The organism is Empedobacter sp. GD03861 (assembly GCF_029840885.1).
Lineage (GTDB): Bacteria > Bacteroidota > Bacteroidia > Flavobacteriales > Weeksellaceae > Empedobacter > Empedobacter falsenii_B.
Map to the genome: position 1 here is coordinate 1 of NZ_JAOCDJ010000009.1, position 26181 is coordinate 26181.

The 26181-nt window shown below is 33.7% G+C and carries 24 protein-coding genes; 20 read left to right on the top strand and 4 right to left on the bottom strand.

Annotated elements, in window-relative coordinates; translation table 11 throughout:
* Positions 1-310: 310 nt before the first annotated feature.
* Positions 311-454 (bottom strand): hypothetical protein, encoded by a 144-nt coding sequence (locus tag N5D03_RS06630; RefSeq protein WP_185144204.1) that lies wholly within the window; start codon positions 452-454, stop codon positions 311-313.
* A 1433-nt stretch (positions 455-1887) separates the two neighbouring features.
* On the opposite strand from N5D03_RS06630, the gene N5D03_RS06635 reads away from it, so the two are divergent.
* From N5D03_RS06635 to N5D03_RS06725, 19 genes are all read left to right on the top strand, one after another.
* Positions 1888-3045 (top strand): homogentisate 1,2-dioxygenase, encoded by a 1158-nt coding sequence (locus N5D03_RS06635; protein ID WP_115000332.1) that lies wholly within the window; start codon positions 1888-1890, stop codon positions 3043-3045.
* Between the two features lie 213 nt (positions 3046-3258).
* The gene (gene hppD, locus N5D03_RS06640; RefSeq protein WP_125350265.1) at positions 3259-4389 is read left to right on the top strand and encodes a 4-hydroxyphenylpyruvate dioxygenase; all 1131 of its coding nucleotides are present in this window, start codon (positions 3259-3261) and stop codon (positions 4387-4389) included.
* A 144-nt stretch (positions 4390-4533) separates the two neighbouring features.
* Positions 4534-5322, top strand: a complete 789-nt coding sequence (locus N5D03_RS06645; RefSeq protein WP_260392444.1) for a phosphatase PAP2 family protein — start codon at positions 4534-4536, stop codon at positions 5320-5322.
* Positions 5323-5624: 302 nt separating this feature from the next.
* Positions 5625-6884, top strand: a complete 1260-nt coding sequence (locus N5D03_RS06650) for a dihydrolipoamide acetyltransferase family protein (protein WP_115000323.1) — start codon at positions 5625-5627, stop codon at positions 6882-6884.
* 5 nt (positions 6885-6889) lie between these two features.
* Positions 6890-8944, top strand: coding sequence for an alpha-ketoacid dehydrogenase subunit alpha/beta (locus N5D03_RS06655; protein WP_280051233.1), 2055 nt, complete (start codon positions 6890-6892; stop codon positions 8942-8944).
* A gap of 116 nt (positions 8945-9060) precedes the next feature.
* Complete coding sequence (locus tag N5D03_RS06660) at positions 9061-10398, top strand: phenylacetate--CoA ligase (protein ID WP_221855025.1); 1338 nt, start codon at positions 9061-9063, stop codon at positions 10396-10398.
* A 4-nt stretch (positions 10399-10402) separates the two neighbouring features.
* Positions 10403-10975 carry a TetR/AcrR family transcriptional regulator gene (locus N5D03_RS06665; protein ID WP_038335706.1) on the top strand — a complete coding sequence of 191 codons (573 nt, stop codon included), beginning with the start codon at positions 10403-10405 and terminating at the stop codon, positions 10973-10975.
* A gap of 1 nt (position 10976) precedes the next feature.
* On the top strand, positions 10977-12059 hold the full coding sequence (paaE, locus tag N5D03_RS06670) for a 1,2-phenylacetyl-CoA epoxidase subunit PaaE (RefSeq protein WP_038335707.1): 1083 nt from the start codon (positions 10977-10979) through the stop codon (positions 12057-12059).
* Between the two features lie 22 nt (positions 12060-12081).
* Positions 12082-13047, top strand: coding sequence for a 1,2-phenylacetyl-CoA epoxidase subunit PaaA (paaA, locus tag N5D03_RS06675; RefSeq protein WP_038335708.1), 966 nt, complete (start codon positions 12082-12084; stop codon positions 13045-13047).
* A gap of 4 nt (positions 13048-13051) precedes the next feature.
* A complete protein-coding gene (paaB, locus tag N5D03_RS06680; protein ID WP_038335709.1) occupies positions 13052-13339 on the top strand; it encodes a 1,2-phenylacetyl-CoA epoxidase subunit PaaB in 288 nt (95 codons plus the stop codon).
* A 3-nt stretch (positions 13340-13342) separates the two neighbouring features.
* Positions 13343-14119 (top strand): 1,2-phenylacetyl-CoA epoxidase subunit PaaC, encoded by a 777-nt coding sequence (gene paaC / locus N5D03_RS06685; RefSeq protein ID WP_280051234.1) that lies wholly within the window; start codon positions 13343-13345, stop codon positions 14117-14119.
* Positions 14113-14601 carry a 1,2-phenylacetyl-CoA epoxidase subunit PaaD gene (gene paaD, locus N5D03_RS06690; protein ID WP_180906688.1) on the top strand — a complete coding sequence of 163 codons (489 nt, stop codon included), beginning with the start codon at positions 14113-14115 and terminating at the stop codon, positions 14599-14601. The genes paaC and paaD overlap by 7 nt, the downstream gene beginning before the upstream one ends.
* 6 nt (positions 14602-14607) lie before the next feature.
* Entirely contained in the window at positions 14608-15393 is a 786-nt protein-coding gene (locus N5D03_RS06695) for an enoyl-CoA hydratase-related protein (protein WP_038335712.1), read from the top strand.
* A gap of 3 nt (positions 15394-15396) precedes the next feature.
* Positions 15397-16554, top strand: coding sequence for a 3-hydroxyacyl-CoA dehydrogenase NAD-binding domain-containing protein (locus tag N5D03_RS06700; RefSeq protein WP_038335714.1), 1158 nt, complete (start codon positions 15397-15399; stop codon positions 16552-16554).
* 14 nt (positions 16555-16568) lie between these two features.
* On the top strand, positions 16569-16982 hold the full coding sequence (paaI, locus tag N5D03_RS06705) for a hydroxyphenylacetyl-CoA thioesterase PaaI (RefSeq protein WP_038335715.1): 414 nt from the start codon (positions 16569-16571) through the stop codon (positions 16980-16982).
* A gap of 78 nt (positions 16983-17060) precedes the next feature.
* Positions 17061-18266: a 3-oxoadipyl-CoA thiolase gene (pcaF, locus tag N5D03_RS06710; protein ID WP_115000310.1), complete on the top strand. Its 1206-nt coding sequence runs from the start codon at positions 17061-17063 to the stop codon at positions 18264-18266.
* An 81-nt stretch (positions 18267-18347) separates the two neighbouring features.
* A complete protein-coding gene (locus N5D03_RS06715) occupies positions 18348-18941 on the top strand; it encodes a transferase hexapeptide repeat family protein (protein WP_280051235.1) in 594 nt (197 codons plus the stop codon).
* Positions 18942-19093: 152 nt separating this feature from the next.
* Positions 19094-21145 (top strand): phenylacetic acid degradation bifunctional protein PaaZ, encoded by a 2052-nt coding sequence (gene paaZ, locus N5D03_RS06720; protein WP_280051236.1) that lies wholly within the window; start codon positions 19094-19096, stop codon positions 21143-21145.
* Between the two features lie 208 nt (positions 21146-21353).
* Complete coding sequence (locus N5D03_RS06725; RefSeq protein WP_280037666.1) at positions 21354-22109, top strand: enoyl-CoA hydratase/isomerase family protein; 756 nt, start codon at positions 21354-21356, stop codon at positions 22107-22109.
* Between the two features lie 52 nt (positions 22110-22161).
* Here N5D03_RS06725 and N5D03_RS06730 read toward each other — a convergent pair whose 3' ends face one another.
* Entirely contained in the window at positions 22162-23058 is an 897-nt protein-coding gene (locus N5D03_RS06730) for a hypothetical protein (protein ID WP_280051237.1), read from the bottom strand.
* Positions 23059-23145: 87 nt separating this feature from the next.
* Here N5D03_RS06730 and N5D03_RS06735 point away from each other — a divergent pair, with 87 nt between their 5' ends.
* Positions 23146-23580: an FKBP-type peptidyl-prolyl cis-trans isomerase gene (locus N5D03_RS06735; protein WP_125350278.1), complete on the top strand. Its 435-nt coding sequence runs from the start codon at positions 23146-23148 to the stop codon at positions 23578-23580.
* A gap of 46 nt (positions 23581-23626) precedes the next feature.
* On the opposite strand, the gene N5D03_RS06740 is transcribed toward N5D03_RS06735, so the two are convergent.
* Together N5D03_RS06740 and N5D03_RS06745 are read right to left on the bottom strand one after the other, a co-directional pair.
* Positions 23627-23758, bottom strand: a complete 132-nt coding sequence (locus N5D03_RS06740; RefSeq protein WP_257468234.1) for a hypothetical protein — start codon at positions 23756-23758, stop codon at positions 23627-23629.
* Between the two features lie 84 nt (positions 23759-23842).
* Complete coding sequence (locus N5D03_RS06745) at positions 23843-26128, bottom strand: GH92 family glycosyl hydrolase (protein ID WP_280051238.1); 2286 nt, start codon at positions 26126-26128, stop codon at positions 23843-23845.
* Positions 26129-26181 lie beyond the last annotated feature (53 nt).

A 26181-nucleotide genomic window follows, 5' to 3' on the forward strand; every position in this document is an offset into this window, starting at 1 on the left:
TAGAAAAGTAATATTTTATGTCATAGAAAAAAAAACTATAAAAAATGATTACTTTTTCTTATTGCAAAATTTCAAGTACTTTCTTCTAAAGTTGTAATAAATATAGAAAATTCTAAAGCTACATCAGATATTAATCCTTCTTATAATGATAATAAAACAATTGATAGAGTAATTGTTCAACGATTAAAGTAAGAAGAATTATGATCAAAAATAGTCTATATTAAAAATAGTAATAAGTAGCAATTTTATATATTATAGCCCCTTATTAAGCAAAAGTTGGAAAAATAATTAACGTTATAAAAAAATATCTCTAAAGTTTATCTGTTAGATTAAGCTCCTTTTTAAGTGCTTTTGGTAGAATTCGGATAATATACTTTTCACGCCAGTTGACACCAATCACTGTTCCTACTTTTCCTGAGAATCCGCTAAGTATTCCTATTTTTATTTCGGCCATAATCTTAATTTTTTTATATTATTTAACAGTGAGTTAGTGGGGTAATATATTGGTTTTGAGGTTTTAAGATGCGATAGCTAGTATATGCCATTAATAACCGCTATTGTCCATTTTTGTCCAGTATGAAGGAGAGTAGAAAAAAGATGAAAAACATAACTTTCCTTTATTAGAGAGGGTTTGAAGCAAAAATGATAAGATTAGAAATAGTGTTTGTTCGAGTGTGCTTCGATAAAGGTTCGGAAAAATTGGGTGTTTTGTCGAATAATGGTCGAATGAATTTTGAACAAAATAGGGGTAAAGTAAAAAAAATAAATAGATTTTTATATGAAAGAGCAGTTGTTTTCTGATACTGTTGTTTTGGGATTATTTTTGTCTTTTGTGTAAAACCTTTATTTTTTTACTAGATAGCTATAGTGTATTTCAGTTTGATTTTCAAAATATGGATTTATATAAATTTTGATGTAATTATTTTACTTATTAAATAAAATAGTCATTATGAAAATCATAATAACTCATGAATAAAAAATGAATGAAATATAGTTTTGAAAAACGAGAATAATCTTTCTATCACTTTTTTATGAGCAAAAAAGTAATCAAAAAACTCTTGGCTGTAAATCTCTCTACTAAAAATGTTCTCATTTCACTAAAGATTTTAAAAACCCTACGGGCTAAAACCTTTTTTACGTTTTATTCAATCATTTTCTTAACGTGTGAGTTTTAATGCCAGTTTCTTAATTCTTTTTCAATATTCAAATTCATTTTAACAATGAATTTTAAAACCGTCATTGCTGAAGAGTCGAGCGTCAATTCGGCGTAGTGAGCGTTAACAATGATTTATGTTCGCATTTCTTATGCGAATGTTCTAAAGCATTTAGTGAGTAGTCGTTATTGACCGACTTGTAGGCACGGACTTGATTTTTTTGGTTCGCTTTGGATCAAGCCAAAATGAATATATAATCTTTTCTCACCACAATAGAAGCATAGATTTTTGCTACATTCTAAGCTTGATGTAATACGTTTTCTTATAACAGCGAATTTTAGTTAGAATAAAGGTTTTAACAACCATTCAGCATCTCAATAAATTTCTTTTCAATAGAAACATAAAATAATCTCAAAATTAATCTAGTTCAATAATGCCCTACGGGTTATATGTAGTTTTTTAAAAATATTGAAAATAATTGTTGTAAAGCATTTTTTAGTAAGGTATTTTGTACAATCAAAAAATGTTTCTATCTTTGAGATAGCCACAGAAAAGAAATGCAAACAATTAAAGAAAATATTAAACCTTTATTTGTTGGAATGAATAAGCAAACTTCTGCTTTACTTTCCAAAATTGTATTTGCTCAATATTCACACTAGAATATTGCAGATTATTTGTTGACGAATTTCGTCATCTATATCCCTTTTCATCAAAATAACAAACAAAATACGATATGCCACTTTATCATCATTTGGGAGAATTCCCACAAAAGCGACATACGGTATTCCGAAAACCAAATGGAGAATTATATGCAGAAGAATTAGTTTCTACGCATGGATTTTCGAGTACGTATTCCAATGTTTACCACTGTTATCCACCAACTTTGGTAAAAGCGATTAGCGAACCTTATTCGGTAGAACCTAAAATTGCTCGCGCAAAACATTTAAAACATACATCTTTAAAAGGTTTCAAAGTAAAACCAACGAAAGATTATTTAGAATCTCGTGTGCCAGTTTTGGTTAACAATGATTTGCATATTTCATTGGCTGCGCCACAAGAATCGATGACTGATTATTTCTACAAAAATTCGATGGCGGATGAAGTAATTTTTATCCACGAAGGTTCTGGAATTTTGAAAACTGGATATGGACAAATTGAATTTGAATATGGAGATTATTTAGTGATTCCACGCGGAATTATTTATCAGCTTCATTTTAATGATTCAAATAACCGATTGTTTATTACAGAATCATTTAGTCCAGTTGAAACGCCTCGTCGTTATCGTAACCATTTTGGACAATTAATGGAACATTCACCTTTTTGTGAGCGTGATATAAAACGTCCTCAAAATCTTGAAACCAATGATGAACATGGAGATTTCAAGATTATGATCAAAAAAGAAGGTTTGATTTATCCATATGTTTATGGAACTCATCCTTTTGATTTTGTAGGTTGGGATGGTTATCATTATCCATGGGCTTTTTCTATCCATAATTTCGAGCCAATTACAGGACGTATTCATCAACCGCCACCTGTTCATCAAACTTTTGAAGGTGCAGGTTTTGTGATTTGTAGTTTTGTTCCGCGTCTTTTCGATTATCATCCAAATGCGATTCCAGCGCCTTATAATCATAGTAATGTAGATTCTGATGAGATTTTATATTATGTTGATGGAGATTTTATGTCGAGAAAATCGGTTGAGAAAGGGCAAATTACATTACATCCGGCAGGAATTCCGCATGGTCCACATCCAGGTACAGTTGAAAAATCAATTGGAGCGAAAGAAACACACGAATTAGCGGTGATGATTGATCCTTTCAGACCATTGATGTTAACTGAACAAGCGTTAGAAATAGAAGATCCAGATTATTATAAATCTTGGCTTTATTAAAAGTTATGAGTTATGAGTTATGAGTTATGAGTTGCGCGATTTGTCATCGTGAACTTGTTTCAATATCTCATAAGTTAATTTGAAGAAAAGCTGGAATAAATTAAGCTTGGCGTAACTGTCATTCTGAGCTTGTCGAAGAATCTAAATAATTATAGTAAAACTTAATACATTTTACTTTTTACTGAATACAATAAAATAAAAAACACAATAAAAATGAGTACACAAACATTTGCTGAAAAAATAGCATTAGCACAAGACTTTCTTCCAATTAATGGAACCGATTATATCGAGTTTTATGTTGGTAATGCAAAACAATCTGCACATTATTACAAAACAGCTTTTGGATTTCAGGAAGTTGCGTATGCAGGACCAGAAACAGGAGTGAGAGATAGAGCTTCTTATGTTTTACAACAAGGGAAAATACGTTTAGTTTTAACTTCAGGTTTAAAATCAGACTCACCAATTTGTCAACATGCAATGAAACATGGTGATGGAGTTAAAATTTTAGCACTTTGGGTGGATGATGCGTACGATGCTTTTGAGCAAACAACAAAACGTGGAGGAAAACCTTATATGGAGCCAACTACTATTACAGATGAGTTTGGTGAAGTAAAAATGTCTGGAATTTACACATATGGTGAAACGATTCATATGTTTATTGAGCGTAAAAATTATGAAGGTCCTTTTATGCCAGGTTATGTAAAATCTGAATCAACATATCAACCAACAGATTGTGGTTTATTATATGTGGATCATTGCGTTGGTAATGTGGGTTGGAATCGTATGAACGAAGCGGTTGCTTGGTACCAAGATGTAATGGGATTTGTAAATATTTTATCGTTTGATGATAAACAAATCAATACGGAATATTCAGCATTAATGTCGAAAGTGATGAGTAACGGAAATGGTTATTCAAAATTCCCTATCAATGAGCCTGCAGAAGGTCAAAAGAAATCTCAAGTAGAAGAATATTTAGATTTTTACGAAGGAGAAGGAGTGCAGCATATTGCAGTTGCAACTAAGGATATTGTAAAAACTGTGACAGAGCTTAAATCTCGCGGAGTTGAGTTTTTATCTGCACCACCAGAGGCTTATTACGATATGATTCCAGAGCGTGTTGGTGAAATTGATGAGGATATTAAGAAGTTACAAGATTTAGGAATTTTGGTTGATTGTGATGAAGAAGGTTATTTGTTACAAATTTTTACAAAACCAGTCGAAGATCGTCCAACATTATTCTACGAAATTATCGAGCGTCATGGAGCGCAATCGTTTGGAGCAGGGAATTTCAAAGCATTGTTCGAAGCCTTAGAAAGAGAGCAAGAACGTCGAGGAAATTTATAAATAGATATTTTTTTAAAGCCATTGGATTATTTCTAATGGCTTTTTTCTTAATCAAATCTTAAGTTTTGTGTAAGGAGGTTTCAAATACATTTGTTCAATAAAATGAATGTGAAAATGAACCAAATTAAAACAAAAACGATATTAATGAATTGTGTATTACTTTCAATATTTTCGATAAAAGGGAATGCACAAGATACGATACAGCAAACTAAAACGGATTCTATTCAACTTGATTCTATTTCAAAACAGACATTTAATCCAGAAGATAAAGTTTATCATTTTAACGCCAAAAAGTTGATTATTCCTGCGACTTTAATTACGTACGGAAGTTTGAGTTTGGCAATTCCAGCGTTGGATAATTTGAATAAATCGACTCAAAAAGAGATTTTGGAAGATAAAACCAAAGGAAATCGATTTGATAATTATACACAATATTTGCCTGCGGTAGCGGTTTATGGATTAAACTTAGCAGGTGTTCAAGGAAAGCATAATTTACGAGATCGAACGATAATTTTAGCAACTTCTCAAATCATCAATACTGGTTTGGTGATGGGGTTAAAACACACTGTACAAGAGGAAAGACCTGATGGTACAAACAATCTTTCTTTTCCTTCAGGACATACGGCGAATGCGTTTTCTACGGCTCAATTTATGTTTCGAGAATACCAAGATTCTAATTTTTGGTTGAGTTTGGCTGGATATCCTTTGGCTGCTTTTACGGGTGTTTATCGTGTTATCAATAATCGCCATTGGGTAGGAGATGTTGTTGCTGGAGCGGGAATAGGAATTTTATCGACGGAATTGGCGTATTGGTTATTTCCTACAATTAACAATTGGTTTTCTCCCAAAAATAAAGAATCTAAAGTCGCAACAATGGTTTTTCCTGTTTATCAAAATAATCAAGCGGGAGTTGGTTTGGTGATGAGGTTTTAGTTATTTATAACCATATTTCGACCTTTTAAATAATATAAAATAGAACCTAAATATGGAATTAATACTACAACAAAAATCCATAGAAATTTTGTTTTTAAATTTCTAAACTGATGTGTAATAATATGTATTAAACACATTATTGGTAAAAAGGCCATTGTTAATGCAAAAAGAAACCATATCCCAACAAAAATATCTTCCATTGTTTAATTAATTTGCATAAAACTAATGAATATTTCAACTAACATTCATTAGTTTTTATAAAAAATCATTATCTTCAACGCTCAAAACTGCAAACAAATAAAATGAAGAATATAGAACTAACGATTCCAAAATTGGGAGAAAGTGTTGAGTCTGTACAATTGGTTCGTTTTACAAAAAACGTTGGTGATTTCATTCAAGAGGATGAGGTAATTGCCGAAGTTTCGACGGATAAAGTAGATTCTGATGTGCCTTCTACAACTGCTGGAAAAATTATTGAGTTTAGATTTAATGAAGGAGATGAAATAAAAATCGGAGAAGTTTTTGCTTTAATTGAGCCATCAGAAAATCAACAACAATTAGCTCAAAAAACTGAAAATGTTGAAGAAAAAAAGATTGAAACTGCTACAACTTCACAAACTATAAATTCAATCGATACAAATCAATTTTTATCACCTTTGGTAAAAAGTATTATTCAAAAAGAAAATCTTCAATCAACTGATATTTCACAAATAAAAGGTTCTGGTCGTGATGGGAGAATTTCGAAGAATGATGTGTTGAATTATATTAAAAATAAATCATTTACAACTAATAATTCAAGTAATGCTTTAAGTGAAAATAATGTAGTTTCAAGTTCTTCTTTTGGAGCGAAAGATGAAATCATTGAGATGGATAAAATGCGTCAATTGATTTCGAAACACATGAAAAAGAGTAAACAAACTTCGCCTCATGTGACTGCTTATGTTGAACCTGATGTGACGAATTTTGTGAAATGGCGCGAAGAAAATAAAGCTGCTTTTGAAGCAAAATACAAACAGAAATTAACGTTTACGCCGTTAATTGTAGATTGTGTTGTTCGGGCAATTAAAGATTTTCCAATGGTTAATGTATCAGTTGATGAAACTGAGACTAAAATAATCAAACACAATGAGATAAATATTGGAATTGCAACTGCTTTACCAAACAATAATTTGATTGTTCCTGTTATTCATCAAGCCAATGAATTGAATTTAGAAGGTTTAGCAAAAGGTGTAAATTCAATTGTAGATAAAGCGAGAAACAACAAACTTTCGCCAGATGATGTTCGTGGAGGAACGTTTACAATAAGTAATGTAGGAACTTTTGGTAATTTAATGGGAACGCCAATTATCAATCAACCCGAAGTGGCAATTTTGGCGACTGGTGTAATCAAGAAAAAACCAGCGGTTTTGGAAACTGAATTTGGAGATATTATTGTGGCGAGGCAATTTATGTATTTGTCACTTTCGTTTGATCATCGTGTGATAGACGGATCTTTGGGAGGCGTTTTCTTGAAACGAATTTCAGATTACATGGAGAATTGGGATGTTAACACGCAAATTTAATCAGAATGGAAACCACATTATCAACAACAACATTACTTAAACAAGCATACGAATTATTGGTTACTGCAAAATCTTTAACCGAATTATACGAAGAAAATAAAGCTGTAACAAGCAAATATGTACATGCAACAGCGCGTGGACATGAAGCAATTCAAATTGCAACAGGATTACAATTATTACCGCAAGATTATTTAAGTGCATATTACCGAGACGATGCAATGTTACTATCAATCGGAATTACTCCTTACGAATTGATGTTGCAATTATTGGCAAAACGCGACGATATTTTTTCTGGAGGAAGAACCTATTATTCTCATCCAAGTTTGCGCCGTGATAATATGCCGAAAATTCCGCATCAAAGTAGTGCAACAGGAATGCAAGCGATTCCAACAACGGGAATTGCGATGGGAATGCAGTACAAAGAATTAGAAGGTCTTTGCAATGAAGAAGTAAAACCAATTGCAGTTTGTTCGTTAGGAGATGCGTCTTGTACGGAAGGCGAGGTGGCAGAAGCTTTCCAAATGGCAGCGTTGAAACAATTACCAATTTTATATTTGGTTCAAGATAATGAATGGGATATTTCGGCTTCGGCAGATGAAATTCGTGCACAAGATATTGCCCATTATGCAAAAGGTTTCAATGGTTTGGAAGTTTTTGTGGTTGATGGAACGGATTTTTTAGCTTCTTATGAAACGATTCAACGTGCAATTGAAATTATTCGTACAGAACGTCGTCCGATTTTGGTTCATGCAAAAGTTCCTTTATTGAATCATCATACATCTGGCGTTCGCAAAGAATGGTACAGAGATGATTTGGAGGAGGCGCAATCTCGTGATCCTTATGATAAATTAAAGAATACATTATTAAATGATGGTTTCGATGAAAATGATTTAATCGAAATTGAGAATAAGATAAAAGAACAAGTTCAGGCAGAATATCAAGAAGCATTAAAAGCAGAAGATCCACGTTCTGAAGATTTATATACGCATGTTTTTGCATCAACACCGATTAACGAAGAAAAAGGAAATCGTTCTCCAGAAGGAAAAGATAAAACAGTAATGGTAGATTCTGCATTATTTGCGATTCGTGAATTAATGGCAAAACATCCAGAAGCTTTATTATATGGACAAGATGTAGGATTGCGTTTAGGTGGAGTTTTTCGTGAAGCGGCAACTTTAGCAAAACAATATGGTAAAAATCGTGTATTTAATACACCAATTCAAGAAGCGTTTATAATCGGATCTACGGTTGGAATGTCTGCAGTAGGCTTAAAACCAATTGTTGAGGTGCAATTTGCCGACTATATTTGGCCAGGATTGAATCAGTTGTTTACAGAAGTGGCACGTTCTAATTATTTATCAAACGGTAAATGGCCAGTTTCCATGATTTTACGTGTACCAATTGGTGCGTATGGAAGCGGAGGACCTTATCATTCAAGTTCTGTAGAAAGTGTTTTGACGAATATTAAAGGAATTAAAATTGCGTATCCATCTACTGGAGCGGATTTGAAAGGTTTGATGAAAGCAGCTTATTACGATCCAAATCCTGTGGTAATGCTAGAGCACAAAGGGTTGTATTGGAGTAAAATAAAAGGAACAGAAGATGCTGCGACAGTTGAGCCGGACGAAGATTATGTATTGCCTTTTGGTAAAGCACGTGAAGTTTTAACGGCTGAATCTTCTCAAAATCATAATTCTGTTTCGATTATTACATACGGAATGGGAGTGTATTGGGCAAAACAAGCTGCGAAAGATTTTCCTAATCAAGTCGAAATAATCGATTTACGAACATTAGTTCCGTTAGATGAAGAAACTATCTTTAATAGTGTAAAAAAACATAATCGTTGTATTGTTTTGACAGAAGAAGTGAAGCAAAACTCTTTTGCACAGAGCATTTCAGGCTTAATTAATGAAGAGTGTTTTGAGTATTTAGATGCACCAATTCGTGTGTTAGGAGCGCAAGATATGCCAGCAATTCCATTAAATTCGACTTTGGAAGCAGAGATGTTACCCAATGCTGAAAAATTAAAAACATTGATTAATAGTGTTTTATCTTATTAAAAAGGCAATAATTAATAAGAATTGTATTTTTTACACTAAAAAAACTAACAAACGTTAGTTTTTTTAGTTTTTTTGATTAAATTTGTTATTATCAAAAATCAAAATCTGCAAAAATTATGATATTTAATCCCGAGATAGAACAAATGCCAATTGAAAAATTGCGCGTTCTTCAAAACGAAAGACTTCAAAACATGTTACAAAAAGTGTACAACAATGTACCTTTTTACAAAGAAGCATTTGATGCGGCTGGAATAAAACCAGAAGACATCAAAGGTGTTGAAGATCTACACAAATTACCTTTCACCAAAAAAACACATTTAAGAGAGAACTATCCGTTCGGATTATTTGCAGAACCAAAGAGCAACGTAATCCGTTTACATTGTTCAAGCGGCACAACAGGAAAACCAACTGTTGTAGGTTATACCAAAAATGACATCGAATTATTTTCAGAAGTAGTAGCGCGTTCTTTAGCAGCTTCTGGATGCGAACCAGGAATGACATTACAAAATGCCTATGGTTATGGTTTGTTTACAGGAGGTTTGGGATTACATTATGGAGCAGAAAAATTAGGAATGACAGTTGTTCCTATTTCTGGTGGAAATACTGAAAAACAAATCATGTTGTTGAAAGATTTTCAGGCTGATGCGATTTGTGCAACACCATCGTATGCATTAACAGTAGCTGAGGAAATCAAGAAAAGAGGCGAATCATTAGAAAGCTTAAATCTTAAGTTTGCTATTTTAGGATCAGAACCATGGTCAGAAGCATTACGCCAAGAAGTAGAAGGAAGTTTAAACATCAAAGCTTCTAATATCTATGGATTGAGCGAAATTATCGGACCTGGTGTATCTAATGAAGATTATGAAGAGCAAGGAACAGGATCTTACATTTGGGAAGACCACTTCTTTCCAGAGATTGTAGACGAGAAAACAGGTGAGCCTGTGCCTTATGGACAACCTGGAGTTTTAGTGATTACAACGTTAACAAAAGAAGCTTTACCATTGGTGCGTTATTGGACGGGAGATATCACAACCCTTACGTACGAATATTCTAAGAAAAGAACGCATATCAAAATGGGACCAATTATTGGTCGTGCAGATGATATGATGATTATTAGAGGTGTAAATTTCTTTCACACACAAATCGCTGATTTTATTCCAGAATTTCCAGAATTATCGCCAAATTATCAAGTAGTTTTAACAAAACCTAAAAATATGGATGCTGTAGAAGTTGGATTTGAAATTAATCCTGACTATTTTGCAAGCCAAGGTTTCACTTGTGATAATTTGAACGATGAATCTAATCATGCATGTTGCAAATTAATCTCTAATATTCACAAAAAAATTAGAGACAATATTGGATTAGGAATGAATGTTAAATTGTATCAAGTTGATGAACTTCCGAAAAGTGAAGGAGGAAAATTAAACCGAATCATCGATAACAGACATTTATAAATATATGCCTAAACAAAGTAAAAAAGAACTGATTATTCAAGAAGCTGCCTTAATCTTTAAACAAAAAGGTTATTCGGCAACATCAATGCGCGAACTGGCTGAAAAGGTTGGAATGGAAGCCGCAAGTTTATACAATCACATTCGTTCGAAAGACGAAATTTTAGAAGAGATTTGTTTTAAAGTTGCTAATCAATATGTTTCTCACATTAGCTCGATCGAAGATACAAACGAATCAAATGTTCAGAAATTGAGAGATTTAATTCAATTGCATGTCAGAATGATTATTGATGAGCCAAACGAAGTTTCTGTTGCAAATAATGATTGGAAAAATCTTTCGGATACGAAAAAGGATTTGTATAAAACAATTCGAAAAGGATACGAAAAAAGAATCGCTAATCTTATCAAAGCAGGAATTGCAGCAGGCGAATTTAAAGACTTGAATGTTTCGGTTGCTTTATTTACTTTATTATCATCATTACGTTGGATAGAATTGTGGTACAAACCTGGACGAGATATCTCACCAGAGCAATTAGAAAATGACTTAATGACACTATTAATTAACGGATTTCAAAAATAATATGGCTATAAATTTTCACCAATTACGCGTTAAAAATGTAAAAAAGGAAACACCAGATTGTGTATCCGTTACATTTGAAGTGCCAGAAGAATTAAACCAAGAATTCAAATTCAAACATGGTCAATATTTAACGTTTAAGAATTTTCACAATAACGAAGAAATTAGACGTTCTTACTCAATTTGTTCAAGTCCTTTGGATAATGAATTAAGAGTTGCTGTAAAGAAAATTGAGGATGGAATTTTCTCGACATTTGTTAACGATACAATCAAAGTTGGCGATGTTCTTGATGTAATGACTCCACAAGGAAATTTCTTTACAGAAGTACACGAAGACAACAAAAAATTATATGTAGGAATTGTGGCGGGATCTGGAATTACACCAGTACTTTCTATCATCAAAACAGTTCTACAAACAGAACCTAACAGTCAATTTGTACTGTTATATGGAAACAGAAACAAAGGTTCGATTATTTTTAAAGAAGAAATCGAAGCATTAAAAAATAGATACATGGAACGCATTAGCGTTTACAATATCTTGAGTCGTGAAACGGCTGATGCTGAGATTTTGAGTGGTCGTATTGATAAAGCAAAAATTGAATATTTCTTGCAAAATATCATCGATCCAAAAGAAGTAAGCGAAGTTTTCCTTTGTGGTCCAGAAGAAATGATTTTAAGCGGTCGTGACGCTTTTGTAGAAGCAGGAGTTGATGCAAAACATTTGCATTTCGAATTATTCTATAGTGCATCTGCAGAAGCGAAAAAGGTAGAGCGTCAAAAAGCTGTAAAACAATCAGATGATACAATGAGTAAAGTAACCATCAAATTAGATGCAACAGCTTTACAGATTGATTTGGGTTACAATGGCGATACAATCTTAGATGCGGCTTTACAAAACGGAGCTGATTTACCTTATGCTTGTAAAGGTGGTGTTTGCGCAACTTGTAAGTGTAAAGTAGAGAAGGGTGAGGTAGAAATGGACATCAACTACTCACTTGAGCCAGATGAATTAGAAAGAGGATTTGTATTAGCGTGTCAAGCGCACCCTCGTTCTGCAGAAGTCGTGGTAGATTTTGATGCCAAATAATCAACTTTAAAAACGTTTAGAAATGAGTGCAAAAGAAATTGATTTTCAAGAAATCTTCGATAATAAGATTGAAAATGAAGTTCGTATCGAACCAAAAGACTGGATGCCAGATGCATACCGTAAAACATTAATCAGACAAATCTCTCAACATGCTCACTCAGAAATTGTTGGAATGTTACCAGAAGCAAACTGGATTACAAGAGCGCCTTCGTTAAATAGAAAGAAAATTTTGTTAGCGAAAGTTCAAGACGAAGCTGGTCACGGATTATATTTATACTGTGCTGCTGAAACGTTAGGTGTTTCTCGTATTCAAACATTAAATGACTTACATTCAGGTAAAGCAAAATATTCATCAATCTTCAATTATCCAACCCTTACTTGGGCAGATATCGGAATGATTGGTTGGTTGGTAGATGGAGCTGCGATTCTGAATCAAGTTCCATTATGTAGAACTTCTTACGGACCTTATGCTCGTGCAATGGTGCGTGTTTGTAAAGAAGAATCTTTCCACCAAAGACAAGGTTATGAAGCATTAGTGGTATTATCAAAAGGAACACCAGAACAAAAAGCGATGTTGCAAGATGCAATGAATCGTTGGTGGTGGCCTACATTAATGATGTTTGGACCAAAAGACGAAGAATCATCAAACTCAGAATTATCAATGAAATGGAGAATCAAACGTTTCTCGAATGACGAATTACGTCAACGTTTCGTAGATATTTCTATTCCTCAAGCCGAATATTTAGGATTAACTATTCCAGATCCAGATCTAAAATTCAACGAAGAAACAGGGCACTACGAATTCGGAGAAATTGATTGGGAAGAATTCTGGAATGTTGTGAAAGGAAACGGTAAATGTAACAAACAACGTTTGGATGCTCGCCGTAACGCACACAACGAAGGAGCTTGGGTTCGTGATGCTGCAACAGCTTACCACGAAAAAAGAAAACAAAGAGAATTAGAAAAAGAACAACGCAAAAACGCATAAAAAGATGGAAAATAGAGATTGGCCTTTATGGGAAGTATTCATTAGAAGTAAACAAGGGTTAGACCATAAACACGTTGGAAGCTTACATGCTGCTGATGCTACAATGGCACTAGAAAATGCACGTGATGTATATACACGCCGTTTAGAAGGTGTAAGTATTTGGGTGGTAGAATCTGCTAATATCCATGCTTCTAATCCTGATGAAGCGGAACAATTTTTTGATCCTGCAGAAGACAAAGTTTACCGTCATCCAACTTTTTATGATGTACCAGAAGAAATTAAAAACATGTAATTTATGACAAGTACAGTTTATCAAAACAATCAAAATTACATCGATTTTATCTTGCATTTAGCGGATACAAATCTAATTTTGGCGCAACGTTTATGCGAATGGTGTGGTCATGGTCCAATTTTAGAACAAGATATTGCAATGTCTAATATGGCGTTGGATTTATTAGGTCAAACTTCTAATTATTATGACTATGCTGCGGAAATGATCGGGAATGGAGCAACAGAAGATACGTTAGCAATGTTACGCGAAGAGCGTGAATACAAAAACTTATTGTTAGTTGAATTACCAAACGGACATTTCGGAGATACGGTTGCACGTCAGTTCTTTTACGATTCTTACCACGCGTTATTGTTAGAGCAATTCTTGAAAGTAAAAGATCTTAAATTACAAGCCATTGCTGAAAAATCATTGAAAGAGGTAAAATATCACTTAAAATGGTCATCAGAATGGATGATTCGTTTAGGAGACGGAACACAAGAATCTCACGATAAAATTCAGGAAGCTGTAAACAATATTTTACCTTATGTAAAAGAATCATTTTTATTAGCGCCTTACCAAAAAGCTTTAGTTGAAGAAGGATTAATTTCAAGTCCAGAAGAATTTCAAACAACTTGGTTCGCAAATGTAAAAGCAATTTTAGACGAAGCTACAATCGAAGCTGATGTAGAAAATGCATTTGTACAAAAAGGAGGTAAAGAAGGTGTTCATACAGAGCATTTAGGATTTATCTTAACAGATTTACAATATTTACAAAGAACTTATCCTAATTCGCAATGGTAACCGAAAAAGAAATTTGGCAATACATGGAGGAAGTCGCTGATCCAGAAATTCCTGTGATTAGTGTAATCGATCTTGGTGTTGTGCGTAAAATTGAATTAATTGACGAACAAAGTGTCAATGTTACAATTACGCCAACATATTCAGGATGTCCTGCTATGAGTGCAATTTCAATTTCTGTTCGTTTAAAATTAATCGAAAAAGGATTCAAAAATATCAATGTCATTAATCAGTTGAGCCCTTCATGGTCAACTGATTGGATGACAGAAGAAGGAAAGCAAAAAATGAAGGCTTATGGAATTGCACCGCCAACCAAAAATCCTTCGTCTGATGCGCTTTTTTCGGATGAACAAAATGTAGAATGTCCACAATGTGGCTCTACAGATACCAGACTTATCAGTCAATTTGGTTCTACGGCCTGCAAAGCTATGTATCAATGCAATAGCTGCCACGAACCGTTTGATTATTTCAAATGTCATCACTAAAAAATTATGGAAAATTCAACATCAATCCTATACACACAAGAGGGAGGAATTGCTACGATTACGTTGAATCGTCCTTCTGTTTTTAACAGTTTTAATCAGGAAATGATTAAATCTCTTCAACATCACTTGGATGTTGCAGCTCAAGATGTTTCTGTTCGTGCAGTGGTTTTAACTGGAACGGGGAAAGCATTCTGCGCTGGTCAAGATTTAGGCGAAGTTTTAGAAGAAAAAGAAATTGACTTCAATAAAATCGTTCAAGAAAATTACAATCCATTGGTTCTTAAAATTAGAAATATGGACAAACCAGTTGTTGCTGCTGTAAACGGTGTTGCTGCCGGTGCGGGAGCAAATTTAGCTTTGGCTTGTGACATTGTTGTTGCGAAAGAATCGACAAATTTCATTCAAGCTTTTTCTAAAATTGGTTTAATCCCAGATTGTGGAGGAACTTATTTCTTACCTCGTTTAATTGGACTTCAAAAAGCAACTGCTTTAATGATGCTTGCAGATAAAGTTTCGGCGGCTCAAGCAAAAGAAATCGGAATGATTTATGAGTTTTTCGCTGACGATATTTTCGATGCTGAAGTTGCAAAGATTGCTGATAAATTAGCCAATCTTCCAACAAAAGGTTTGGCTTATACAAAGAAATTATTGAATCAAACATTTAATAATTCAATCGAAGAACAATTAATTCAAGAAGGATTATTTCAAGCTAAATCAGGGAATACATCAGATTATCAAGAAGGTGTAGACGCATTTATCGAGAAAAGAAATCCTGTTTTTAAAGGCGAGTAAGAAATGAAAAAAATAGGAATTATTGGTGGAGGAGCAATGGGGTCTGGAATTGCACAAGTTTTTGCTCAATCTGGTCATCCAGTTGTTTTATATGACACAAATAAAGAAGCTTTAGATCGTTCAAAACAAAACTTAGCGAAGACATTCGAGAAGTTAGTGGCGAAAGAAAAATATACTGCTGAAAAAGCACAAGAAATTCAAAACAATATCGAATATGCAGATAGCTTAACCGCTTTTGCATCGATTGATTTAATGATTGAAGCAATTATTGAAAATTTAGATATTAAAAAATCAGTTTTCAAACAAGTGGAAGAACTCGTTTCTGACGAATGTATTTTAGCTTCAAACACTTCTTCATTATCAATCGCATCAATTGCATCTGCGTGTTCAAAACCAGAACGTGTTATTGGAATTCACTTTTTTAATCCTGCGCCTTTAATGGCTTTGGTAGAGATTATTCCAGCCGTACAAACGCGAGAAGGTTTAGCAGAAGAAGTAAAAGCCTTGATTCAATCTGTTGGTAAATTACCTGTAATTACGAAAGATACGCCAGGATTTATTGTAAATCGTGTAGCTCGTCCATTTTATAGCGAATCAATTCGTTTATTAGAAGAAGGAGTTGCAGATGCAGAAACAATAGACTTTGCGATGACTTCTGTTGGAGGTTTCCGTATGGGACCATTCGAATTAATGGATTTTATTGGTCATGATGTGAATTATCGTGTAACCGAATCGGTTTTCGAATCATTCTTTTATGATCCAAGATTTAAACCATCTTTCTCTCAAAAACGCTTATTCGAAGCTGGATATTACGGACGTAAATCTGGTCGTGGATTTTACAATTATGCAGAAGGAGTGGAGAAAAAAGTACCATCTCAAGATCAAGCTTTATTAGAAAAAATATACAAACGTGTTTTGGTGATGTTAATCAACGAAGCAGCTGATGCTTTATTTTTAAACATTGCAAACCGTGAGGATTTAGATACGGCGATGACAAAAGGTGTAAATTATCCAAAAGGATTATTGAAATGGGCGGATGAATATGGACTGGAAAATGTACAAAATGATTTAGATAAATTGTACAATTATTACCATGAAGATCGTTACCGTTTAAGTCCAATTATCAGAAATTTCGTCAAAGAAAATAAAACATTCTACTAAAAATTATCAAAAAAATGGAACCACAAAAGTTATTAAATAGAATGCTTGACCACGATAAATTTAGTGAATGGTTAGGTTTAGAAGTAATCGAAGTTAGAGAAGGATATGCAAAATTACAAGCAGCAATTCGTCCAGAAATGATGAACGGAGTAGGGTCTGTTCACGGAGGCGTAACGTTTGCGATGGCAGATTCTGCGTTTGCTTTTTCGTGCAATATGTACAATAATATTTCTGTAGCCTTAGATGTTCACATTTCGTTTACGAAAGCTGGACGCGAGGGAGATGTATTTACCATTGAATCTCAAGAAGTTTCGACAACGAAAAAAACAGGTATTTACGATATCAAAGTTACAAATCAAAACAACGAATTAATTGCTTTATTTAAAGGAACTTGTTTCAGAACAGGTAAACCTTTAATTGAAGAGTAAAATGTTATAAGTTCTACGTTATAAGTTCTAAGTTTTTTGAACGTTAAACGTAAAACGTATCACGTAAAACGTATAAAAATGAACCAAACATATATAATAGATGGAGTTAGAACTCCAATTGGTAAATTAAAAGGTGGATTATCTGCTGTTCGTCCAGACGATATGGGGGCAATGGTAATCGCCGAATTATTAAAAAGAAATCCATCAATTGATCCTGCTGCATTCTACGATGTAATTTTAGGTAATGCAAATCAAGCAGGAGAGGATAACCGTAATATAGCTCGTATGTCGGCTTTATTATCTGGATTACCTTACACAGTTCCAGGTGAAACAGTGAATCGTTTATGTGCTTCTGGCTTATCAGCTGCAATTGCAGCATCGAGAGCAATTCAGGTTGGTGATGCACAATTAATGATTTCTGGTGGAGCAGAATCGATGACACGTGCACCTTTAGTAATTTCTAAATCGGCTTCTCCATTTGGTGGTGATGCACAAATTTATGACTCAACTTTTGGTTGGCGTTTTATCAACCCTAAAATGAAAGAAATGTGGGGTGTTGATGGAATGGGAAATACAGCTGAAAACTTAGCAGAGCGTGATAATATTTCGCGTGAAGATCAAGATTTATTTGCGGTTTGGTCTCAACAAAAAACGGCTGCTGCCCAAGTGAATGGACGTTTAGCGAAAGAGATTATTCCTGTTGTTATTCCACAACGTAAAGGTGATGCAATCATTTTTGATACTGATGAATTCCCAAAGAATAATACAACAATGGAGATTTTATCAAAGTTACGCCCAGCTTTCAAAGCAGATGGAACGGTAACTGCGGGTAATGCTTCTGGACTTAATGATGGTGCGGCAGCGAATATTTTAGCTTCTGAACAAGCGATTAAAGATTTTGGTTTAACACCAATGGCACGTATTGTTTCTTCTGGTGTTGCAGGTGTTGAGCCTCGCATTATGGGAATTGGACCAGTGAATGCAACGAAAATTGCATTAGAAAAAGCTGGTTTAACAATGAATGATATTGATGTAATTGAATTAAATGAAGCTTTTGCAGCGCAATCTTTAGCATGTACGCGTGCATTAGGTTTAGTAGATAACGATTCTCGTATCAATCCAAATGGTGGAGCTATCGCTTTAGGACATCCACTTGGAATGTCAGGAGCGCGTATCTTAAATTCTGCGGCTTACGAATTACAAGCTACAGGAAAACGTTATGCATTGGTTACAATGTGTATCGGTTTAGGACAAGGTTACGCTGTAATTATTGAAAGAGCATAAAATAGTTATTCGAAATTCGAAGTTAGTTTTTCGAGTAATACTAAGTTCGAATTTCGTCAAACGAAAAACTATATTAGAAAAATGATTTACGAATTCAAAGGATATAAACCCGTTGTTCATCCAACAGCATTTATTCATCCGCAAGCTGTGGTGACAGGAAATGTGATTATTGGGAAAGATGTTTACATTGGTCCAGGTTGTGCGTTACGTGGTGATTGGGGACAAATTATTATCGAAGATAATTGCAATGTACAAGAAAATTGTACGATTCATATGTTTCCTGGAACTACGGTTCGATTAAAAGAAAAAGCGCATATTGGTCACGGAGCAATTATTCACGGAGCAACAATTGGTCGCAATTGTATGGTTGGGATGAATGCAGTTGTTATGGATAATGTTGTGGTAGAAGACGAATGTATTGTTGGTGCTTTAGCTTTTGTAAAGGCTGATACACATATTCCGACAAGAAGTGTTGTGGTTGGAAATCCTGCAAAAATCGTAAAACAAGTTTCGGATCAAATGATCGAATGGAAAGATCAAGGTACTCAACAATATATGCAATTACCAAGTGATTGTCATGATAGTTTAAAACCTTGTGAACCATTAACAGAAGTTCCAGATTATTATTACGAGTCAATGGCTTCGAATTATAAAACGTGGAATGAAAGTAAGTAAAATGTAAAAAGTATTATGTAAAATGTCATACTGAACTTGTTTCAGTATCACACTTAAATTTAATGAGATTCTGAGATGAACTCAGAATGACAAAAACTTATAACTTAATACTTACGACTTATAACTAAAAAAATACACAAACAACATAAAAAATGGCTAAACAATTAGAAAATTATGCTTTAGGACAATGGACAAAAGGTTCGTCTGAAGGGCAAATGTTATATAACGCCATCAATGGCGAAGAAATAGGAACTGCATCATCAGCTGGATTAGATTTCAGTGCGATGATGGATTATGCACGTACAGTTGGTGGACCAGTTTTACGTAAAATGACGTTCCAAGAAAGAGGTTTAATGTTGAAAAAATTAGCCTTATACTTAATGGATCGTAAAGAAGAATTTTACACGGTTTCTTGGGCAACAGGTGCGACTCGTGCAGATTCTTGGGTTGATATTGAAGGAGGAATTGGAAACTTATTTGCCAATGCATCTTTACGACGTCAATTCGGAGATCAACCATTTTATGTTGAAGGAGAAACGCATAAAATCTCTAAAAACGGAACATTCTTAGGTACACATATTTTAACACCAAAACGAGGTGTTGCAATTCATATCAATGCATTCAATTTCCCAGTTTGGGGAATGTTAGAAAAAGTTGCGGTTAATTTATTGGCTGGAGTTCCAGCTATTGTAAAACCTGCGACAATTACTTCTTTCTTAACGGAAACTGTTGTTCGTGCAATCATTGAATCTGGAATTTTACCTGACGGTGCTTTACAATTAATCACAGGTTCAGCAAACGGAATTTTAGATAATGTAGAGTCAGAAGATGTTGTAACATTTACAGGTTCTGCTTGGACAGGACAAATGTTAAAAGCACATCCAAGAATTACTTCAGAAGGTGTTCCATTCAACTTAGAAGCAGATTCTTTAAACGCTTGTGTTTTAGGAGAAGATGTACAAGTTGGCTCACCAGAATTTGATATTTTCATTAAAGAGGTTACACGTGAAATGACAACTAAAGCAGGACAAAAATGTACAGCGGTTCGTCGTGCATTGGTGCCAGCTCATTTGGTTGAGGATGTTCAAATCGCTTTAGGACAACGTTTAGCAACGACTACAATTGGAGATCCAAATGTGGAAGGTGTTCGTATGGGAGCTTTAGCGGGAGCAGCGCAAGTAAAAGAAGTTCGTGAGAAAGTAGAAGAATTAGCTAAAACACAAGAAATTATTTTTGGAAACTTAGATAATTTCGAAGTAAAAGGTGCTGATAAAAACAAAGGTTCTTTTATTTCTCCAATTTTATTCTTCAACAACGATCCATTCAATAAAACGGACGTTCACAATATCGAAGCTTTTGGACCAGTTTCTACGATTATTCCTTACAACGGAACTGCCGAAGCAATTGAGTTAGTTCGTATGGGGAAAGGATCGTTAGTTTGTTCGATTGTTACTGCGGATAATGATATCGCAACAGAATTTGTATTGAATGCAGGTTCTTTACACGGACGTATCGTTATTTTGGATGCAGAATGTATCAAAGAGTCTACAGGTCACGGATCACCACTTCCATTATTAGTACACGGAGGTCCAGGTCGTGCAGGTGGAGGAGAAGAAATGGGAGGTAAGCGTGGTGTATTACACTATATGCAACGTACAGCAATCCAGGGTTCTCCAAATAAACTAACAGCTGTTACTCAACAATACCAATATGGAGCAAATTATATCGAAGAAGATAAACATCCATTCGCGAAGCATTTCGAAGAAGTTAAAGTTGGTGATACATTAATCACAGCAAAACATACGATTCAACAATCAGATATTAATGCATTTGCAGATTTATCTGGGGATAATTTCTATGCACATGTTGACGCAACTTCTTTAGAAGGAACTATTTTTGAGCGTAATGTTGCTCACGGATACTATTTATTGTCTAAAGCGGCAGGTTTATTTGTTTTAGCGAAAAAAGGTCCAGTTTTATTAAACTATGGTTTAGATGAATGTCGTTTTGTGAAGCCTGTATATCCAGGTTCTACAATTGGAGTGCGTTTTACGTGTAAAGAAAAAATCGATCAAGAGAAAAAAGATGAAAACGATGTGGCAAAAGGAATTGTTCGTTGGTTGGTTGATATTTACGACGAAACGGGAGAAACAGTTGGTATTGCAACAATTTTAACAATGGTTAAAAAATTAAATCAAGATTAATATAATGTGAGAATGTGGTAATTTGTTAATGAGAAGATGATTTAGAATCATTTTCAAATTGAAAAATTACGTGAAATATTTGTCATGCTGAGCATGTCGAAGCATCTCAAATTATTAATTGTTTTGATTCAAACAATTAAACATATAATGAATAATTTATTAGTTAAATTTGCTCATTACCACATTAAAAAAAATTATCAAATTAGATATGGAAGCATACGTAAAATCAGATATACAAAATGGAATTGGTACAATTGAATTCTTTCACCCGCAAAGTAATTCAATGCCAGGTTCTCAATTAAGAAATTTAGCAACAGAAATTGAAAAATTAGGAAACGATGACGAAGTAAAAGTTATTGTTTTAAAAAGTGCTGGAGATAGAACATTCTGTGCTGGTGCATCTTTTGACGAATTAATTTCAATCAAAGATCGTGAAACTGGTCTAGAATTTTTCTCAGGATTTGCACATGTTATCAACGCAATTCGCAAAGCACCAAAATTTGTTTTAGCACGTATTCAAGGTAAAGCAGTCGGAGGTGGAGTTGGAATTGCTTCGGCAGCAGATTATACTTTTGCAACAGAATTTGCGTCTGTAAAGTTATCAGAATTAGCAGTTGGTATCGGACCGTTTGTAGTTGGACCTGCTGTAGAACGTAAAGTTGGAAATTCTGCTTTTACACAAATGGCGATTAATGCAACTGAATTTCAGTCGGCTGAATGGGCGAAAGAAAAAGGTTTGTATGCAGAAGTTTATGCAAATGCAGTTGAAATGGATGAAGGCATCGATATTTTAGCTAAAAAATTAGCTAATTCAAATCCAGAAGCAATGAAACATTTGAAACGTGTTTCTTGGGAAGGAACAGAAAATTGGGATGAGTTATTAATCGAGCGTGCAAAAATTTCGGGTGAATTAGTTTTATCAGAATTTACGATTAACGCGATTAACAAATTCAAAGCAAAATAAGAATACAATATAGTTTATAAAAAAATCCACTTCAAAATGAAGTGGATTTTTTTTATAATTTAAAATACTCGTCTTTATAATATTTACTTTTCTTTACATATAAAATATCTTTTTCTGGATTGAGAATTAGATTGAAACGTTTAATCAAATCGCCACCCATAATATTTTTGTGTTGAATTTTTATTGTACTATCAAAAAATGACATTGGTACATTTTTGAATGTTTGATTTGCCAATTCGAAATTAGGTAAAATTGATTTTTTGGAAAGTATTACATTACCAGCAGCATCATTTAGTTTTGATTCTCCAATAATTTCAAATTTTTCTAATAATTTATATTCTTTTACAAAATCATCTGAAATCATCAATGCACCAGAAAAACCTGTGTGAATCATAAATTCTGTTTCAATCGGTTTTTTGTCAATAAATGGAAAAGCTTTTATATACAGTGTTTCTTGAGAATATCTCGAATTTAATTTTGTATACTTTTTTAGTTTGGTAGGAGCTTTATCATAGACATATAACTTGTTTTCATCAAAATTGATTTCGAAATATTTTCCTTCAAAAAATTTCAAACCAATTTTTCCATCACTCTCATGTCCAGATTGTTTGTCAATAAAAATTGGAATTTTGCTGAACTCTTCATTACCAAATTTAATTACATTGCTTTGACTCATTTTCATATCCGAATATCCAGCCCAAGATGTCACATTGTTTAAGGTATCAGAAATCGAAATAGATTTCATTTTTTTATACGAATCTTCAATAATTGTAATATAATCAGAGCCTGTATGTAACATCAATTGCACCGTATCTTTTTGATTGATAATAACTGGTACTAAAATATTGTTGTATTTTGTTAATCGAAATGGAATCTCTTTTACGATATTCTGCCCGAAAATAGTAATTGAAATAATAGTAAAAAGTAAAGTGAAAATTGTCTTTTTCATTTAGTTGTATTGTTTTATTAAAAGTAAACTAATTTGTAGAAATCATTAATATACTATAATTAAAAATATTCCTTTTAAATTTGCGGTATGGGAGTAGCTGAATTATTACTAAAACGCAAACAAGAATTGATTGAAAAGAATAAAACTGAAGGTTTAGCTTTTCGAGAAGAATATAAATTGAAAGAAGGTGTAACCGAAACTGAAAGTGGATTATTGTACGAAATAATCACATTGGGCGAAGGAGTGAAGCCAACTTTATCCGATACCGTTTTGTGTCATTATCATGGAACAAATATCAAAGGTGAAGTTTTTGATAGCTCGGTTCAACGTAAGAAGCCAGCCGCTTTTCCTTTGGAAAATGTAATAAAAGGTTGGGCGGAAGGAGTACAATTAATGCCAGTTGGAAGTAAATTTAGATTTGTTGTAAAACCAGAAATTGGTTATAAAGATCGCGAAATTTCAAAAGAATTAGGACCATATTCTACCATGATTTTTGAAGTAGAATTGATGGGAATTTTATAAAATATTAAAAAGCAAAAACCTCCAAATTTTGGAGGTTTTTTTATGCTTAATTTTTTGCGTTATTGCGACGTTTTTTCTTTAAACGATTCGTTTGAACTAATTGTTTATGTTTTGGATCTTTTAATTTATCCACTAAAACTTGTAAATGATTTTCTTCTTTTTTTGCCTTTTTAGCCATTTTTTAGGTTTTTAATTTGATTCAAATTAATCATTATTCTTCAAGTAGTCAAACTTATTTATTTAATTATAAAATATTTAACGTTTATTTTTTAGGTTTGTCACTCATATAAAAAATGATTTTTCCACCATTCACAATATCAAAATGATTTAAATTGAACGAAGAGTAAGACTTTCCATTAAGTTCTATTTTTTGGATGTAAACATTCTTCTTCGATTGATTTTTCACTTCAATTTCAAATTGTTTTCCATTCTCTAAATTCAATATAGCATGATCTACCAAAGGACTCCCAATTGCGTAATCTGTCGATCCTTGCTGAACAGGATAAAAACCTAAAGCACTAAAAATATACCATGCACTCATTTGTCCAGTATCATCATTTCCACCCAAACCATCAGGCGTTGGCTTGTATTGCATATCCAAAATCATTCTGATTTTTTCTTGTGTTTTCCACGCTTGTCCCGCCCAATTATACAAATACGCAACGTGGTGTGCCGGCTCATTTCCATGAACATAACCTCCAATTATTCCTTCACGCGTAATGTCTTCTGTTTCCGCAAAATATTCGTCAGGCAAATGCATCGTAAATAATTTGTCCAATTTTGCTCCAAACTTCTTTTTTCCACCCATTGCTTCAATTAATCCATTTGGATTTTGAGGAACAAAAAAGCTAAAATTCCACGAATTTCCTTCAATAAAACCTTGTCCATGTGTATTCAATGGATCAAATTCTTTCTTGAAACTTCCATCCGCTAAACGAGGACGCATAAATCCAACCGAAGAATCGTAATTGTTTTTCCAATTCTCAGAACGCTTCATAAATGTTTCATATACATCCATTCGATTCAATTTTTTTGCAGCTTGCGCAATCGACCAATCATCGAAAGCATATTCTAACGTATTCGAAATTGATGTACCATTTTTCTCAGCTGGAATATAACCTTTGTCGATATAATCGCCAATTCCTTCATAATCACGTTTATTTGCCGTAACAATACACGCGTCCAAAGCAGCATTTGCATCTTCGTTATAAACACCTTTTACAATCGCATCTGCAACAACTGTAACCGAATGATAACCGCTCATACACCAGTTTTCGTTGGCATAATGCGACCAAATTGGCAACATTTTGATTGGATTTTGCTCATAATGTTTCATCATCGATTTTACCATATCATTGTTGCGTTTTGGCTGAATGATATTGAACAACGGATGCAATGCACGATAGGTATCCCAAAGCGAAAAAGTGGTGTAATTTGTAAAATCTTTGGCTTGATGAATTTCTTGATCCAAACCTTTGTACTGCCCATTCACATCCATATAAGTTGTCGGATTGATGAAGGTATGATACATCGCTGTATAGAAATTTATTTTATCATTTTCTGAAGCTTTAATCTGAATTCGATTCAATTCCTTGTTCCAATTTTCTTTTGCTTCGTTACGCACTTGTTCAAAATTCCAATGTGGAATTTCTGTTGTCAGATTTTCTAACGCATTGGTTTGACTGACTGGAGAAATCGCAAATTTGATTTTTACTTTTTCATCTTTTTCTGTATCAAAATCGAAATACATTTTGATCTTTTTTCCTTCGATTAATGGAAAATTCTGAGTTTCGTTCCATTTACGCCAAAAACCTTTGTAATCAACTTGTCCGTCTTCATTTTTCTGTCCATAATTTTTAAATGGTTTTGAAAAAGTCATCGCAAAATAAACCGTTCTATTTCTTGCCCAACCTCGTGTTTGTCTATAACCCGTAATCAATGTGTCATTCACCACGCGAACATACGTCCATGTATTTTTGTCATCATAATTATAAATTCCAGCATTCAAATCCAAAATAATATGCGAATCAATCGATTTTGGAAATGTATATTGATGAAAACCAACTCGAGTAGAAGCGGTCATTTCTGCCCAAATATTATAATCATCCAATTTGACTTTGTAATATCCAGTTTCGGCAGTTTCGTTTTGATGCGAAAATCGAGAACGATAACCGCTATCAGGATTTTGAGCAGTTCCGGGATTTAATTTTAATTTTCCAACGGTTGGCATAATTAAGAAATCACCCAAATCAGAATGTCCTGTTCCATTAAAATGTGTATGACTAAATCCTGTTATTGTTTTATCTTCAAAACGATAACCCGCACAATAATTATAAACTTTTGGATTGTATTTGTGGTTGATAGCATAAGGAATAGAATCTGTTTCTGGGCTTAATTGAACAGCGCCAAAAGGAACAGTTGCGCCAGGGAAAGTATGTCCCATTTTTTCTGTTCCAATCATGGGATTGACATATTTTACTAAATTCTGTTGCTGCGCAAAAGCAAGAGAATTGAGTGAAAGTAGAGCGATTACTAATTTTGTTTGCATCGATTTTTAAGTATTAATTTGAATAAAGTTAAACAAATCGAGCATAAAAAAAG